The 16,598-nt window shown below is 62.6% G+C and carries 14 protein-coding genes and 1 pseudogene; all 15 read left to right on the forward strand.

The window, feature by feature from the left end:
* Positions 1–137: 137 nt before the first annotated feature.
* The gene (locus tag HQ843_RS10205) at positions 138–1,967 is read left to right on the forward strand and encodes an extracellular solute-binding protein (protein ID WP_180898410.1); all 1,830 of its coding nucleotides are present in this window, start codon (positions 138–140) and stop codon (positions 1,965–1,967) included.
* A 268-nt stretch (positions 1,968–2,235) separates the two neighbouring features.
* On the forward strand, positions 2,236–3,333 hold the full coding sequence (locus HQ843_RS10210; RefSeq protein ID WP_180898409.1) for a microcin C ABC transporter permease YejB: 1,098 nt from the start codon (positions 2,236–2,238) through the stop codon (positions 3,331–3,333).
* A 1-nt stretch (position 3,334) separates the two neighbouring features.
* The gene (locus HQ843_RS10215; RefSeq protein WP_180898408.1) at positions 3,335–4,477 is read left to right on the forward strand and encodes an ABC transporter permease; all 1,143 of its coding nucleotides are present in this window, start codon (positions 3,335–3,337) and stop codon (positions 4,475–4,477) included.
* Positions 4,474–6,093, forward strand: a complete 1,620-nt coding sequence (locus tag HQ843_RS10220) for an ABC transporter ATP-binding protein (RefSeq protein ID WP_180898407.1) — start codon at positions 4,474–4,476, stop codon at positions 6,091–6,093. Before HQ843_RS10215 ends, HQ843_RS10220 begins: the two co-directional genes overlap by 4 nt.
* Positions 6,094–6,307: 214 nt before the next feature.
* On the forward strand, positions 6,308–7,603 hold the full coding sequence (gene urtA / locus HQ843_RS10225; protein WP_180898406.1) for an urea ABC transporter substrate-binding protein: 1,296 nt from the start codon (positions 6,308–6,310) through the stop codon (positions 7,601–7,603).
* Between the two features lie 99 nt (positions 7,604–7,702).
* Entirely contained in the window at positions 7,703–9,343 is a 1,641-nt protein-coding gene (gene urtB, locus HQ843_RS10230; RefSeq protein WP_371822045.1) for an urea ABC transporter permease subunit UrtB, read from the forward strand.
* Positions 9,340–10,428 (forward strand): annotated as a pseudogene (gene urtC / locus HQ843_RS10235) (urea ABC transporter permease subunit UrtC); the annotation flags it as partial. The gene urtB and the pseudogene urtC, both read left to right, overlap by 4 nt.
* Positions 10,429–10,511: 83 nt before the next feature.
* The gene (gene urtD, locus HQ843_RS10240; protein WP_180898404.1) at positions 10,512–11,270 is read left to right on the forward strand and encodes an urea ABC transporter ATP-binding protein UrtD; all 759 of its coding nucleotides are present in this window, start codon (positions 10,512–10,514) and stop codon (positions 11,268–11,270) included.
* A 257-nt stretch (positions 11,271–11,527) separates the two neighbouring features.
* Positions 11,528–12,223 carry an urea ABC transporter ATP-binding subunit UrtE gene (gene urtE / locus HQ843_RS10245; RefSeq protein WP_180898403.1) on the forward strand — a complete coding sequence of 232 codons (696 nt, stop codon included), beginning with the start codon at positions 11,528–11,530 and terminating at the stop codon, positions 12,221–12,223.
* Positions 12,224–12,538: 315 nt separating this feature from the next.
* Positions 12,539–13,360 (forward strand): urease accessory protein UreD, encoded by an 822-nt coding sequence (locus tag HQ843_RS10250; RefSeq protein ID WP_371822184.1) that lies wholly within the window; start codon positions 12,539–12,541, stop codon positions 13,358–13,360.
* 120 nt (positions 13,361–13,480) lie between these two features.
* Positions 13,481–13,783, forward strand: coding sequence for an urease subunit gamma (locus HQ843_RS10255; protein WP_180898402.1), 303 nt, complete (start codon positions 13,481–13,483; stop codon positions 13,781–13,783).
* Positions 13,784–13,792: 9 nt separating this feature from the next.
* On the forward strand, positions 13,793–14,047 hold the full coding sequence (locus HQ843_RS10260; RefSeq protein WP_180898401.1) for a DUF1272 domain-containing protein: 255 nt from the start codon (positions 13,793–13,795) through the stop codon (positions 14,045–14,047).
* A 10-nt stretch (positions 14,048–14,057) separates the two neighbouring features.
* Positions 14,058–14,363 (forward strand): urease subunit beta, encoded by a 306-nt coding sequence (locus HQ843_RS10265; RefSeq protein WP_180898400.1) that lies wholly within the window; start codon positions 14,058–14,060, stop codon positions 14,361–14,363.
* A 2-nt stretch (positions 14,364–14,365) separates the two neighbouring features.
* Entirely contained in the window at positions 14,366–14,722 is a 357-nt protein-coding gene (locus HQ843_RS10270; RefSeq protein WP_180898399.1) for a GFA family protein, read from the forward strand.
* 25 nt (positions 14,723–14,747) lie between these two features.
* The gene (ureC, locus tag HQ843_RS10275; RefSeq protein WP_180898398.1) at positions 14,748–16,460 is read left to right on the forward strand and encodes an urease subunit alpha; all 1,713 of its coding nucleotides are present in this window, start codon (positions 14,748–14,750) and stop codon (positions 16,458–16,460) included.
* Positions 16,461–16,598: the final 138 nt, after the last annotated feature.

Here is a 16,598-nt window from a genome sequence, read left to right on the forward strand (position 1 = left end):
CGCATCCTGCCGGAAACGGCAGACGCAAAACCCGCTGCCATCATGATTTCACGAAATGGCCACTTGTGCACCCATGCCGATATTTGCTTATTCTTGTGCCGGAAACGAGAAAAGCAAGCACGCAGAAGGCAAAAACCATGTGGATAAAGGCTGCTCGGGCGATCGTGATCGCTGTTGCGGGGCTTTCGGCTCCCGCTGTTCTGGCTGACGACAATGGCGCAGGCGACTGGCAATACGCCACCGCACTCACCGGGACCCCGCAATACCCTCAGGATTTCAGCCATTTCGATTATGCCAATCCGGATGCCCCGAAGGGCGGCGAGTTGAAGCTTTCGGCGACCGGCACCTTTGATTCGCTCAATCCCGTTCCATATGGCGGCAACAAGGCGATCGGGCTTGGACTGGTGTTCGAAACGCTGATGGCCTCTTCGGAAGACGAGATCAATGCGATGTACGGCCTTCTGGCCGAGGCCTTCCGCTACCCCGAAGACATTTCCTCGGTTACCTACAGGCTGCGCCCGGAGGCGAAATTCTCCGACGGCGAGCCGGTGACGCCCGAGGACGTCGTGTTCTCGTTCGACAGCTTCAAGAGCCTGAACGCGGTCTACGCCAATTATTACAGCCACGTGACCAGCGCCGAGGCGACGGGTGAGCGCGAGGTGACGTTCCGCTTCGATCAGACCGGAAACCGGGAACTGCCGCAGATCGTCGGCCAGCTCCTGATCCTGCCCAAGCACTGGTTCGAGGACGCAGACGGCAATGTCGTGCATGATGTCTCGGCAAGCACGCTGGAAAAGATCGTCGGCTCCGGCCCTTACGTGATCGACACGGTCAATGCGGGTTCCTCGATCACCTATCGCCTCAATGACGATTATTGGGGCAAGGACCTCAACGTCAATGTCGGCCGCAACAATTTCGGTACGGTGAAATACCTCTATTTCGCCGATCTCGACGTTGCCTTCGAGGCGTTCCGCGCCGGCACGTTCGATTTCTGGATCGAGACGCGGGCGAAGCGCTGGGCGACGGGCTATAATTTCGCGGCGGTGAAGGATGGCGAGGTCACCCGCGAGGCGGTGCCCAATCCGTTGCGGACCGCCGGCATCATGCAGGCGCTGGTGCCCAACAACCGTCGCGCGCCGTTCAACGACAAGCGCGTGCGCGAGGCGCTGATCTATGCCTTCGATTTCGAGACCATCAACAAGAACCAGTTGAGCGACGCCTATGCGCGCGACAATTCCTTCTGGTTCGGGACCGATCTCGCCTCCACCGGCCTGCCCAAGGGCGAGGAGTTGCAGATTCTCGATTCCGTGCGCGATCTGGTGCCGCCGGACGTGTTCAACAAGGCCAACAAACTGCCGGTGGGGGGCACGCAGGAGGAAGCGCGCTCCAACCTGCAGAAGGCTTTCGAGCTTTTGAAGGAGGCCGGATATGAACGGCAGGGCGGCAAGCTGATCAACGCCGATACCGGCAAGCCGTTCGCCTTTGAAATCCTGCTCGACAATCCCTCGCTTCAGGTTGTCGTGCTGCCCTATGTCGAAAACCTGCGCAAGCTCGGCATCGATGCCTCGGTCCGCGTCGTCGATACCTCGCAATACCAGAACCGGGTGAATGATTTCGACTACGACATGATCTGGGAACTCTGGGCCCAGTCGCTGAGCCCGGGCAACGAGCAGTTCAATTACTGGGGCTCGCAATCGGCCGATCAGCCGGGCTCGGAAAACTATGCCGGCATTTCCGATCCGGGCGTCGACGCGCTGATCAAGAAGATCGTGTTCGCCGATGACCGCGACACGCTGGTCGCCGCCACCAAGGCGCTCGACCGGGTGCTGCTCGCCAATGACTACATTATCCCGCTTTATTATTCGAGGGACTACCGCATCGCCTACTGGAACACGATCACCCACGGCGAATTCCCCGAATACGGCCTCGATTTCCCCGCCGGCTGGTGGTCGACGGAGGGGGAATGAACACTATGGCCGATTGCATGATGGCCGCTTCCGTAGGTCCGTTGGGTTTGTTGCCCACAAATCGTCCCGCCCGACAGTCAATCTCCCCCCTTGAGGGGGAGATGTCGCGAAAGCGACAGAGAGGGGTGCAGCGCATCCAATTCATTCTGAGTCCATCGGCCGGCGTTTCACCCCCCTCTGCCCCTGTCGGGGCATCTCCCCCTCAAGGGGGGAGATTGAAGGGGGCTATGCGGCTTCCAGTGGATTCCGTGGCGAAAGGCCTCTTCTGATGGCCTCCTACATCCTTCGCCGCATCCTCCTGATGATCCCGACGCTGATCGGGATCATGACGATTTCCTTCATCATCGTGCAGTTCGCGCCGGGCGGGCCGATCGAGCAGGTGATCGCCGAGATCAACGGGCAGGGCGGCGGCGCGGAAAGCCGGATTTCCGGCGGTTCGGATGCCGGCATGTCGATGGACAGTTTCGACAGCGCGGCCTCGTCGAATTATCGCGGCGCGCAGGGGCTCGATCCCGAGCTGATCGCCGATCTCGAGCGCCAGTTCGGTTTCGACAAGCCGCCGCTGACCCGCTACCTGCTGATGATGCGGGATTTCGCGACCTTCAATTTCGGCGACAGCTTCTTCCGCAATTCCTCCGTCATTGACCTGATCGCCGACAAGCTGCCGGTGTCGATCTCGCTCGGCATCTGGGTGCTGATCCTGTCCTACGGCATCTCGGTCCCGCTCGGCATCCGCAAGGCGGTGAAGGACGGGTCGCGTTTCGATGTCTGGACCTCGGGCGTGATCGTGATCGGCTACGCCATTCCGGGCTTCCTGCTCGGCATATTGATGATCATCCTGTTTGCGGGCGGTTCGTTCTTCGACTGGTTTCCGCTGCGCGGCCTGGTCTCGGATAATTTCTCCCAGCTTCCCTGGTGGCAGAAACCGCTCGACTATTTCTGGCACCTGACCCTGCCGCTGATCGCGCTGTCGGTGTCTTCCTTTGCCACCACCACGCTTTTGACCAAGAATTCCTTCATCGACGAGATCGGCAAGCAATATGTCGTCACCGCCCGGGCCAAGGGCCTCTCCGAGCGCAAGGTGCTCTACGGCCACGTGTTCCGCAATGCGATGCTGATCGTGATCGCCGGTTTTCCCGGCTCGTTCATTCTGGCCTTCTTCACCGGCTCGCTGCTGATCGAGAACGTGTTCTCGCTCGATGGGCTCGGCCGGCTCGGCTATCTGTCGCTGGTCAACCGCGACTATCCGGTGGTGTTTGCCACGCTCTACATCTTCTCGCTTTTGGGCCTCGTGATCGGTCTCGTTTCCGACCTGATCTATACCTGGATCGATCCGCGCATCGATTTCGAAAAGAGGGATGTGTGAGATGAGCGAACTCGCATCCCCCGACGTGGCGGCAAACGTGCCGAAATCCGGCCTGCTGTCGCCGATGAACGTCAGGCGCTGGCAGAATTTCAAGGCGAACCGTCGCGGCTTCTGGTCGCTGTGGATTTTCCTGTTTCTGTTCATCCTGAGCCTCGGCGCCGAATTCGTCGCCAATGACAAGCCGCTGATCGCCTCCTACAAGGGCGAGATCCTGTTTCCGGTACTGGTCGATTATCCGGAAGAGAAATTCGGCGGCTTTCTGGCTGTTACCGATTATCGCTCCGGCTTCATCCGCGACGAGATCGAGGCCAATGGCTGGATGGTCTGGCCGCCGGTGCGTTATTCCTATCGTACGATCAACGCCAATGTTCCCTATTCGGCGCCGACACCGCCATTCTGGCTGATGAGCAAAGAGGAGCGTTGCGCGGGCTACCCCGAGGGCGCTGACGATCCCGGCTGCGTGCTCGGCAATATGGACTGGCTCGGGACCGACGATCTCGCCCGCGATGTGTTCGCCCGGGTGATCTACGGCTTTCGCGTCTCGGTGCTGTTCGGGCTGCTGCTCACCGGGTTTTCCGCCGTTGTCGGCGTCGCGGCCGGCGCCGTACAGGGCTATTTCGGTGGCTGGGTCGATCTTTTGATGCAGCGCTTCATCGAAATCTGGTCGTCGCTGCCGACGCTTTACATCCTGCTGATCATCGCCGCGATATTGCCGCCCGGCTTCTGGGTGCTGCTGGGCGTGATGCTGGTGTTTTCATGGGTCAGTTTCGTCGCGGTGGTGCGTGCGGAGTTCCTGCGCGCCCGCAATTTCGAATATGTCCGCGCCGCCCGTGCGCTCGGCGTCGGCAATGGCACGATCATGTTCCGCCATCTGCTGCCCAATGCGATGGTGGCGACGCTGACCTTCGTGCCGTTCATCCTGTCGGGGGCGATCGTGACGCTGACCTCGCTCGATTTCCTGGGCTTCGGGATGCCGCCGGGCTCGCCCTCGCTCGGCGAACTGGTCAATCAGGGCAAGAGCAATCTTCAGGCCCCCTGGCTCGGCATTACCGCTTTTGTCACGCTCTCGCTGATGCTGTCGCTGCTGGTGTTCGTCGGCGAGGCGGTGCGGGATGCCTTCGATCCGAGGAAGACGTTCCAATGAGCAAGACCCCGATCCTCTCCGTGAAGGACCTTTCCGTCGCCTTCCGTCATGGCGGGGCGGAGAACCTTGCCGTCGACCGGATATCCTTCGATATCATGCCGGGCGAGGTGGTGGCGCTGGTGGGCGAATCGGGTTCCGGTAAGTCGGTGACCGCCGCCTCCGTGCTGAAGCTGCTGCCCTATCCGGCGGCAAGCCATCCAAGCGGCGAAATCCTGTTTGAGGGCCGTGATCTCTTGAAGGCGGACGACCGGGCGCTCCGGGCCGTTCGTGGCGGCGATATCACCCAGATCTTCCAGGAGCCGATGACCTCGCTCAATCCGCTCCACACCGTGGAACGGCAGGTCGGCGAAACGCTGGCGCTGCATGCCGGGCTGACGGGCGCGCCGGCGCGCAAACGGGTATTGGAGCTTTTGAACGAGGTCGGCATCCGCGAGGCGGAAAAGCGGCTCGGCGCCTTCCCGCACGAGCTTTCCGGCGGCCAGCGCCAGCGGGTGATGATCGCTATGGCGCTCGCCAACCGCCCCAAACTGCTGATCGCCGACGAGCCGACCACCGCGCTCGACGTGACGGTGCAGGCGCAGATCCTGAAGCTTCTGAAGACGTTGCAGCGCGACTATGGCATGTCGATGCTGTTCATCACCCACGATCTCGGCATTGTCCGCAAATTCGCAGATCGGGTCTGCGTCATGACCAAGGGCAAGATCGTCGAGCACGGCCCGGTCGCCGGGATTTTCGCCGACCCGCGGCATGAATATACCAAACACCTTCTGGCCGCCGAGCCGAAGGGCACGCCGCCGGCGCATGATCCGTCCGGCGAGATTGTGATGGAGGCGGACAATGTGAAGGTCTGGTTCCCGGTCAAGGTCGGCCTGCTGCGCAAGACCGTCGATCACGTCAAGGCCGTTAACGGCATTTCGCTGAAGCTGAGGGCCGGCGAGACGCTCGGCGTCGTCGGCGAATCGGGGTCCGGCAAGACCACGCTCGGGCTTGCGCTGACGCGGATGATCTCGTCCGAAGGTCGCATCGCCTTTGTCGGCAAGGACATCAATGCCTATAGCTTCAAGGAGATGAAGCCGCTTCGCGAGGCGATGCAGATCGTGTTTCAGGACCCCTACGGCTCACTTAGCCCACGCATGTCGATCGGCGAGATCGTCGCCGAGGGCCTGAAAATCCACGAGCGCGGGCTTTCCGCGAGCGAACGGGAGGCCCGCGTCGGCGCGGCGCTGGAAGAGGTCGGCCTCGATGCGGCCACCCGCTGGCGCTATCCGCACGAATTTTCCGGCGGCCAGCGCCAGCGCGTCGCGATCGCCCGCGCCATGGTGCTCAAGCCCCGCTTCGTGATGCTCGACGAGCCGACCTCGGCGCTCGACATGAGCGTGCAGGCGCAGGTGGTCGACCTGCTCTCCGCGCTGCAGAAGAAACACAACCTCGCCTATCTGTTCATCAGCCACGACCTGAAGGTGGTGCGCGCGCTTGCCAACGAGATCATCGTGATGCGGCTCGGCGAGGTGGTGGAGCGGGGGCCGGCGAGCGAGGTGTTTGAAAATCCCCAGGCGGACTATACCAGGGCGCTGCTGGCCGCGGCCTTCGATATCGAGCCGGTCGAGGCGGACTGAACGTCCCAGAGCGTCGGGCGAAAAAGTGGAGCCCGGTTTTTCGATAACACGACGCGGCATAAGAGCCGGCTCCGTCGCCTTTCCCCCTGAACTACGTCAAATGACGTATGTGGGGTTTTCCCGCCCTCAACGATAGTTGGTCGAGGCGCCGTTCTCGCGGCGCCGCGAATTCCAGAAGCCATTCAGGCGATATTCGTTGAGGGGAACTGAAAATATGAATTTCACTAAGGGATTGACCAGCGCCGCCCTTCTGGCCGCGCTTACCACCGCCGGCATGGGCGGCATGGCCCATGCCCAGGAAGATACGATCAAGGTCGGCATCCTTCACTCTCTGTCCGGCACGATGGCGATTTCGGAAACCACCCTTAAAGACGCCATGCTGATGCTCATCGAAGAGCAGAATGCCAAGGGCGGACTTCTCGGCAAGCAGCTCGAGGCGGTCGTCGTCGACCCGGCCTCGGACTGGCCGCTGTTTGCCGAAAAGGCGCGCGAACTGATCGAGGGCGACAAGGTTGCCGCCGTGTTCGGCTGCTGGACCTCGGTTTCGCGCAAATCGGTTCTGCCGGTGTTCGAGGAACTCGACAACATCCTGTTCTACCCGGTCCAGTATGAGGGCGAGGAAAGCCAGCGCAACGTGTTCTACACCGGTGCTGCGCCGAACCAGCAGGCGATCCCGGCCGTTGACTATCTGATGGAAAATGACGGCGTCGAGCGCTGGGTGCTCGCTGGCACCGACTATGTCTATCCGCGCACGACCAACAAGATCCTCGAAGCCTATCTCAAGGATCACGGCGTTGCCGAAGAAGACATCATGATCAACTACACGCCATTCGGATTTTCGGATTGGCAGACGATCGTTTCCGACATCAAGAATTTCGGCTCCGAGGGCAAGAAGACCGCGGTGGTCTCGACCATCAACGGCGATGCCAATGTGCCGTTCTACAAGGAACTCGCCAATCAGGGCATTTCGGCTTCCGATATTCCTGTGGTCGCCTTCTCGGTGGGCGAGGAAGAACTGGCCGGTCTCGATACCGCGCCGCTGGTCGGTCATCTCGCCGCCTGGAACTACTTCCAGTCCGTCGATACCGATGTCAATTACGACTTCATCGACGCATGGCGCGCCTTCACCGGCGATGATGCCCGCGTGACCAACGACCCGATGGAAGCCCATTACATTGGCTTCAACATGTGGGTGAAGGCGGTTGAAAAGGCCGGCACCACTGATCCCGATGCCGTCATCGATGCCATGGTCGGCATTTCCGTGCCGAACCTTTCGGGCGGCTATTCCGCGATGATGCCGAACCACCACATCACCAAGCCGGTGCTGATCGGTGAAATCCAGGACGACGGTCAGTTCGACATCGTCTACGAGACGCCCGGTCTGGTCGCCGGCGATGCATGGTCCGACTACCTGCCGGACTCCAAGAACCTGATTGCCGACTGGCGCGCTCCGATGTCGTGCGGCAACTTCAATGTCGAGACCGGCAAATGCGGCGGCATGGCTGAATAATCCAGGCTCGACGCCGGGCGTGATCGGTTCCAACACGATCGCGCCCGGTTAACAGGGGGGCGGCCGGATATTGCGAGGGCCGTCGATTTGGGGGCGTACATGTCCAATTTATTCCACATGCGCTGTTTCAGAGTATTCGTTTCAGTAGCCATTTTGTTTTTCACATGTGCGCCCCTTTCTTCTTTTGCTCAGACCGATCCTGCCGGTATGATCGACCGGTTCGGTTCCTCGCGCGGCTTCGGCCAGACCGAAGAACTGGTCAATGACCTGGCCGCGACCGGCGATGACGCCGTCGTACCCGCCCTGAAGGCGCTCGCCGCCGGCGATCTCTACACCCGCAAGAGTGATGGCAGGGTTTTCATCACCCGCAAGGGGTCCTCCAGCCGCGATCTTCTGCTGATCGATCCCGTCACCGGCGAGGACGCAGGCGAGGTCTCCAAGCGCGATCTCGACAAGGTCAAGATCAACAACAACCTGCGTTCCGCGATCGATGCGGCGCTTGCCGGCATGACGCTGATGAGCCCCAATCGCGGCACAAGGCTTTCCGCCGCAGAGTCGCTGCTGAAGGCGCCGAGCGAGGACAATCTGATCCTGATCGAGCAGGCGCTCGAACAGGAAGAGGATGGCGAGATCGCCTCGGTTCTGGCGCAGGCGCGGGCCGTCTCGGTGCTGAATTCCGACCGCAGCCCGGATGAAAAGGCCGAGGCGATTTCCGATATCGCCGAAATCGGCGGGCGCGAGGCGATCTCGATCCTGCTGTCGGCCCGGTCCAGCGTCGGCTCCGAGCTTCAGGACGAGATCGACGCGGCGCAGGCAAAGATCGAAAAGCGCCTTGCCTTCTGGGATGTGGCCCAGAATGTCTGGTACGGCCTTTCGCTCGGTTCGGTGCTGCTGCTGGCGGCCATCGGCCTTGCGATCACCTTCGGCGTCATGGGCGTCATCAACATGGCCCATGGCGAGATGGTGATGCTGGGAGCCTATTCCACCTATATGGTGCAGCAGGTGATCCGCACCTCCTATCCGCACATGTTCGACTGGTCGCTGGCGATTGCGCTCCCGGTCGCCTTTGCCGTCACCGCCGCCGTTGGCCTTGTGATCGAACGCGGTGTCATCCGCTTTCTCTACGGCCGTCCGCTTGAAACGCTGCTGGCCACCTGGGGCGTGTCGCTGATCCTGCAGCAGGCGGTGCGCACCATTTTCGGCCCCACCAACCGCGAGGTCGGCAATCCGACGTGGATGTCCGGTTCCTTCGATCTCGGCGGGCTGGTGATCACCTGGTCGCGGCTCTGGATCGTGTTGTTCTCGCTCGCGGTATTCGCCGCGCTGCTGCTGCTGATGAAGCGCTCGGCCTTCGGGTTGCAGATGCGCGCCGTCACCCAGAACCGCCGCATGGCAGCCTCCATGGGCATCCGCACGCCGTGGGTCGATGCCTTCACCTTCGCGCTCGGTTCCGGCGTTGCCGGCCTTGCCGGCGTGGCGCTGTCGCAGATCGACAATGTCTCCCCCAATCTCGGCCAGTCCTACATCATCGACAGTTTCATGGTCGTGGTGTTCGGCGGCGTCGGCAATCTCTGGGGCACGTTTGTGGGCGCGTTCTCGCTCGGCATTCTCAACAAGTTCCTGGAACCCTATGCCGGCGCGGTGCTCGGCAAGATCCTGGTGCTGGTGTTCATCATCCTGTTCATCCAGAAACGGCCGCGCGGGCTGTTCGCACTCAAGGGAAGGGCGGTGGAAGCATGATCACGGCCTATCTGCTGCGCTCGCTCGACCGCAAGGTCTCGATCGCGATCATCGTTCTTTTCGCGGTAGCCCTCATGGTTCCGGTGCTGAACCTGATCATTCCCGCCGGCAGCGCCTTTCACCTGCCGACCTATCTGGTATCGCTGTTCGGCAAATATCTCTGCTATGCGCTCTTGGCGCTGTCCCTCGATCTGGTCTGGGGCTTCTGCGGCATTCTCTCGCTCGGCCACGGCGCCTTCTTCGCGCTCGGCGGCTACGCGATGGGCATGTATCTGATGCGCCAGATCGGGCCGCGCGGCGTCTATGGCGACCCGGTGCTGCCGGATTTCATGGTGTTCCTGAATTACAAGGCGCTGCCGTGGTTCTGGCATGGCTTCGACATGTTCTGGTTCGCGATGGCGATGGTGCTGCTGGTGCCGGGCGCGCTTGCCTTCGTGTTCGGCTGGTTCGCCTTCCGCTCGCGCGTCAACGGCGTCTACCTCTCGATCATCACCCAGGCGATGACCTATGCGCTGCTCTTGGCCTTCTTCCGCAACGATATGGGGTTCGGCGGCAATAACGGCCTGACCGATTTCAAGGACATACTCGGCTTCTCGGTGCAGGCGGATACCACCCGCTCGGCGCTGTTTGCCGCCTCCGCGCTGTTTCTCGCGCTCGGCCTGTTCATCGCCTCGGCGATCGTGCGTTCCAAGGCCGGCAAGGTGCTGGTCGGGGTGCGCGATGGTGAAAGCCGGGTGCGGTTTCTCGGCTACCGGGTCGAGAACTACAAGCTCTTCACCTTCGTCGCCTCCGCCATGATGGCGGGCGTTGCCGGCGCGCTTTACGTTCCCCAGGTCGGGATCATCAATCCAGGCGAATTCGCCCCCGCCAATTCGATCGAGATCGTGATCTGGACGGCGGTCGGCGGGCGGGCGACGCTGATCGGGCCGATCATCGGGGCGATCCTCGTCAATGGCGGCAAGACCATCTTCACCGGACTGTTCCCCGCCTTCTGGCTGTTCGCGCTCGGCGGCCTGTTCGTCGCCGTCACCCTGTTCCTGCCGAAGGGCATCGTCGGCGCGGTCGCGGCGCGGTTTTCGAAGAAGCCCGGCCCTGACGCGAAAGAACGGCGCGACCATTCGGAAGAGGCCGAGGCCGGGATCGACGGCATTGCAGAGGAGCCGGCCCGATGAGCCCGACCGAAAAGCGCGCCAAGAGCCTGCTCTACCTCGACAATGTCTCGGTTTCCTTCGACGGCTTCAAGGCGCTGAACGGGCTCTCCTTCGTCATCGATCCGGGCGAGCTTCGCGCCGTCATCGGCCCGAACGGGGCCGGCAAGACCACGATGATGGACATCATCACCGGCAAGACCCGGCCGGACGAGGGCGAGGTGTTCTTCTCCGACACGATCGACCTCACCCGCCGCGACGAGGCCGATATCGCCCAGCTCGGCATCGGTCGCAAGTTTCAAAAGCCGACCGTGTTCGAAAGCCACACGGTGTGGGACAATCTGGAACTGGCGCTGAACCGGAAACGTGGCGTGTTCTCGACGCTGTTCTACCGGCTGTCGGGGCCCGATCGCGACCGCATCGAGGAAATCCTCGAAATCATTCGTATGACCGCCCGCCGCGGCGAGCTTGCGGCAAACCTCTCCCACGGCCAGAAGCAATGGCTGGAGATCGGCATGCTGCTGGCGCAGGAGCCGAAACTGCTGCTCGTCGACGAGCCCGTCGCCGGCATGACCGACGCCGAGACCGTCGAGACCGCCCGGTTGCTGCGCGAGATCGCCAGGACCCGGGCCGTCGTCGTCGTCGAACACGACATGGGCTTCGTCCGCGACCTCGGCGTCAAGGTCACCTGCCTTGCCGAAGGCTCCGTCCTCGCCGAGGGCTCGATCGACTTTGTCTCGAACGACCCGAAGGTGATCGAGAATTATCTCGGGAGGTGAGGGGCGATGGACGTTGCACTGACGAAGCGCTTGCGCCCATCAATCTCCCCCCTTGAGGGGGAGATGCCCCGACAGGGGCAGAGAGGGGTGAACCCTCTCGATAGGTTCGGAGCTTGCGGCTTACGCCCGATACCCCTCTCTGTCGCGTTCGCGACATCTCCCCCTCAAGGGGGGAGATTGTGGCTGACAGGCTTCGCTTTTCCCCGCGCTCAAGAAAGGGCTGTTGGCCCTGACGTACGTCGAAAGGGCACACCCCCATGCTGACCATTGAGAACGTCGACCTCCACTACGGCGCGGCGCAGGCGCTCCGCAATGTTTCGCTTGCCGCAGACATGGGCAAGATCACCTGCGTGCTGGGCCGCAACGGGGTCGGCAAATCGTCGTTGCTCCGGGCCGTCACCGGCCAGCATCCGATCTCGGCCGGTACAATCGGTTTCGAGGGGCAGACGCTCGACGGGCTTGCGCCCTATGGCCGCGCCAAGCGCGGTGTCGGCTATGTGCCGCAGGGGCGGGAAATCTTTCCGCTGTTGACGGTGCGGGAAAATCTGGAGACCGGGTTCGCGCCGCTGTCGCGCGAAGACCGCAGTATTCCCGACGAGATTTTCACGTTGTTTCCGGTGCTGCAGACCATGCTGTCGCGCCGCGGCGGCGATCTGTCGGGCGGCCAGCAGCAGCAGCTCGCCATCGGTCGCGCCATGGTGACGCGACCGAAAATCCTGGTGCTGGACGAGCCGACCGAAGGCATCCAGCCCTCGATCATCAAGGATATCGGCCGCGCCATCCGTTACTTACGCGACAGTACCGGCATGGCGATCCTTCTGGTCGAGCAATATCTCGATTTCTGCCGCGAACTGGCCGACAAGGTCTATATCATGGATCGCGGCGTGATCGTTCATGAGGGCGAGGCCGAGACGCTCGACACGCCCGAGGCCCGCCGCCATCTGACGGTGTGATGCTTCGGCGGGCATAATGAGGAGAATTTGTGCTTTTTGGGGGGAGCGGCAGGCGGTCTCAGGCATTTGACTTTTTATCGGGGCGAGGCGGGACAGATCGAATTCTGAAATCTCCCGCCCGGCCCGTCGACACGGCACGAAATTTGCGTTGAGCCGTTCGACAGCAGCATGATAAAAAGGAAAAGCAATGGGCTGGAACCATCAATTGCGCGGGCGGGCCGCAGGATCGGCGAGGGCGCGCGCCGGCCAGCGGCGGCACGCTGTGGCGCTTGGGTCGGCGCGTCTTCGCGAGGGGGCATGGGTGGCGGGATGGAACTGTTGATGCCGGGCCTCACCACAGGGCCGCAGCGGACATCGGGCACCGGAAGGATTACGGCGAAAGCGGCCGGCGGCAAGTCGCGCCTCGATACGTTCTATCAGGAGGGCGCGGCCAAGATCCGCATTCCCGAAAGCTTCGACGGCGCCATGGAGGCGGTGCTGATCAACACCTCCGGCGGGCTTACCGGCGGCGACAGGCTTCACTGGGCGCTGGAGGCGGGCAACGATACGGCGCTGACGGCGACCACACAGGCCTGCGAAAAGATCTACCGTTCCGAAAGCGGCCCGGCGGTGATCGATACCGAGCTCAGGGTCGGCGACAATGCCCGTCTCGATTGGCTGCCGCAGGAGACCATTCTGTTCGACGACGCCTCGCTCAACCGCAGGCTCGACGTCGATCTTGCCGAGACCGCCGAGTTCCTGGCGATCGAGGCCGTGCTGCTCGGCCGCAAGGCGATGGGCGAGGCGGTGCGTTGCGGCAATTTCCGCGATCGCTGGCGGGTGCGCCGCTCGGGCATGTTGATCCATGCCGAGGATGTGCGCATGACCGGCGATATCGAAAATCTGGTGGCGCAGACGGCCGTGCTCGGTGGCGATGTCGCCTTCGCAACGCTGCTTTATTGCGGCCCCCGCGCCGAGGCGTTGATGCCGAAGGTTCGCGCGGCTTTGGGCGAGGCTTCCGCCGGCGCCAGCGAGTGGAACGGCAAGCTCGTCGCCCGCATCGTCGCCGCCGACGGTTATAGTTTGCGAAAAAGCCTGATTCCCGCGCTTAAGGTCTTGCGCGACGGGCAGGATCTGCCGAAAGTCTGGCATCTGTAGAGCGTCCAGGAAAAGCGGATACCGGTTTTCCGTCCGGACGCGCGTGAAAAACAAATGGATAGAGCATTTCTGGTGGTCCGGCTTTCACCGGATCTGGAACAAACGGGACGAGAGTGACGCATGAACCTGACGCCGCGTGAAAAGGACAAGTTGCTGATTTCCATGGCCGCCCTGGTCGCAAGACGGCGGCTGGAGCGCGGCGTCAAGCTCAACCATCCGGAAGCGATCGCGCTGATTTCCGATTTCGTCGTCGAGGGCGCCCGCGACGGCCGGCCGGTGGCCGAACTGATGGAGGCCGGCGCCCATGTGATCACCCGCGACCAGGTGATGGACGGCATCCCCGAGATGATCCACGACATCCAGGTGGAGGCGACGTTTCCCGACGGCACCAAGCTGGTGACCGTGCATGAGCCGATAAGGTGAGGAGCCGATATGCTTGAACTCAGACCGAACTGCGAGTGCTGCGACAAGGACCTGCCGCCGGACAGCGCCGAGGCGATGATCTGCACCTATGAATGCACTTTCTGCCGGGACTGCGCCGACGGCGTGTTGAAAGGTGTCTGCCCGAACTGCGGCGGCAATTTCGCCCCACGCCCGATCCGTCCCGCGCGCAACCTTGCCAAGGACCCTGCCTCGACGGTGCGTGTCCTGAAAGCCGAGGGCTGCGGCCCGCGGAAAGCAGCTTGAGGAGAAAGACATGATCCCCGGTGAACTGATCGCCGCTGACGGCGAGATCGAAATCAATGCCGGTCTTGCGACCGTGACGCTGACCATCTCCAATACCGGCGACCGGCCGGTGCAGGTCGGCAGCCACTATCATTTCTTCGAGGCCAATCCGGCCCTTTCGTTCGAGCGGGACAAGGCGCGCGGCATGCGGCTCGATATCCCGGCTGGCACGGCGGTGCGGTTCGAGCCGGGTCAAACCCGCGATGTCACGCTCGTGCCCTATGCGGGCGAGCGTACGGTCTACGGGTTCCGTCAGGACATCATGGGGAAGCTCTGACAATGGCCGTCCAGCATTATCACGGAAGCTGCCAGTGCGGCGCGGTCGACTTCGATGTCGACGTCGATCTCGACCATGCCGTCACCTGCAACTGCTCGCGCTGCCAGCGCCTCGGCTCGGTGCTGGCGTTTGCGCCGCGCGACAAGTTTACCCTGAACAAGGGCGAGGACAGCCTCACCGAATACCTGTTCAACAAGCATCATATCCATCACCTGTTCTGCAGGACCTGCGGCATCGAGAGCTTTTCCCATGCCACGGGTCCTGACGGGACGGCGATGGTGGCGGTCAATGCCAATTGCCTCGACGGCGTCGATCCCCGCAGCCTGAACCCGCAGCATTACGACGGCGCCGCCGTATAACGCTTTCCGCCCCAGGAGGAACTCCATGCCTTTCAAGATGTCCCGCGCAGCCTATGCCTCGATGTTCGGCCCGACAACGGGCGACAAGGTGCGGCTCGCCGATACCGAACTGTTCGTCGAGGTCGAGAAGGATTTCACCCATTACGGCGACGAGGTGAAGTTCGGCGGCGGCAAGGTGATCCGCGACGGCATGGGGCAGTCGCAGGTGACGCGCGCCGACGGCGCGGTCGATACCGTGATCACCAATGCGCTGATCGTTGATCACTGGGGCATCGTCAAGGCGGATATCGGCATCAAGGACGGCCGCATCTCGGGGATCGGCAAGGCCGGCAATCCGGATACGCAACAGGGCGTCGACATCATCGTCGGTCCCGGCACGGAGGTGATCGCGTCGGAGGGCAAGATCATCACCGCCGGCGGCATGGACGCCCATATCCACTTCATCTGCCCGCAGCAGATCGAGGAGGCGCTGATGAGCGGGCTGACCTGCATGCTCGGCGGCGGCACGGGCCCGGCGCACGGCACGCTCGCCACCACCTGCACCCCCGGCCCGTGGCATCTGGAGCGGATGATCCAGGCGGCCGACGCCTTCCCGATGAACCTCGCCTTCGCCGGCAAGGGCAATGCCTCGCTTCCCGGCGCGCTGGAGGAAATGGTTCTCGGCGGCGCTGCCGCCCTGAAGCTGCACGAGGACTGGGGCACGACGCCGGCGGCGATCGACAACTGCCTCTCGGTCGCCGACAAATACGATGTCCAGGTGATGATCCACACCGACACGCTGAATGAATCGGGCTTTGTCGAGGACACGGTGAAGGCCTTCAAGGGCCGCACCATCCATGCCTTCCACACGGAAGGGGCGGGCGGCGGCCACGCGCCGGACATCATCAAGATCTGCGGCCTTCCGAATGTCATTCCCTCCTCTACCAACCCGACCCGGCCCTATACGAAAAACACGATCGCCGAACATCTCGACATGCTGATGGTCTGCCATCACCTGTCGCCGTCGATCCCGGAGGATATCGCCTTTGCCGAAAGCCGGATCCGCAAGGAGACGATCGCGGCCGAGGACATTCTCCACGATCTCGGCGCGTTCTCGATCATCTCGTCGGACAGCCAGGCCATGGGCCGCGTCGGCGAGGTCGCGATCCGCACCTGGCAGACCGCCGACAAGATGAAGCGCCAGCGCGGCCGTCTTGCCGAGGAGCAGGGCGAAAACGACAATTTCCGGGTCAAGCGCTATATCGCCAAATACACGATCAACCCCGCGATCGCCCACGGGCTTGCCCACGAAATCGGTTCGGTCGAGGTCGGAAAGCGCGCCGATCTGGTGATGTGGGCGCCGGCGATGTTCGGGGTCAAGCCGGACCTCGTGCTGCTCGGCGGCATGATCGCGGCTGCCCCCATGGGCGACCCGAACGCCTCGATCCCGACGCCGCAGCCGATGCATTACCGCTACATGTTCGGCGCCTACGGCAAGGCCCGGACCAATTCCTCGGTCACCTTCGTCTCCGAAGCCTCGCTAGACGCCGGTCTCGCCCACAAGCTCGGCGTTTCCAAGCAACTCATTCCGGTGAACAACACCCGCGGTGGCATCTCCAAGGCCTCGATGGTCCACAATTCCGCGACGCCGGAGATTTCGGTCGACCCGGAAACCTACGAGGTCCGCGCCGACGGCGTGGTGCTCACCTGCGAGCCGGCGGATGTGCTGCCGATGGCGCAGCGGTATTTCTTGTTCTGAGGGCTGGGCTGCTGCCTGTCTATGCGGATCGGCCGCGATGATGCGCGCGGCATCCCGGTTGGTGTCGGCGCAAGGCTTGATCCGTGCTGGTTTGGCGGCGGCAAATGGTCGCAGGCCCCAGGTCTCGCGTCGGGATTC

This window comes from Martelella sp. NC20, from assembly GCF_013459645.1.
Lineage (GTDB): Bacteria > Pseudomonadota > Alphaproteobacteria > Rhizobiales > Rhizobiaceae > Martelella.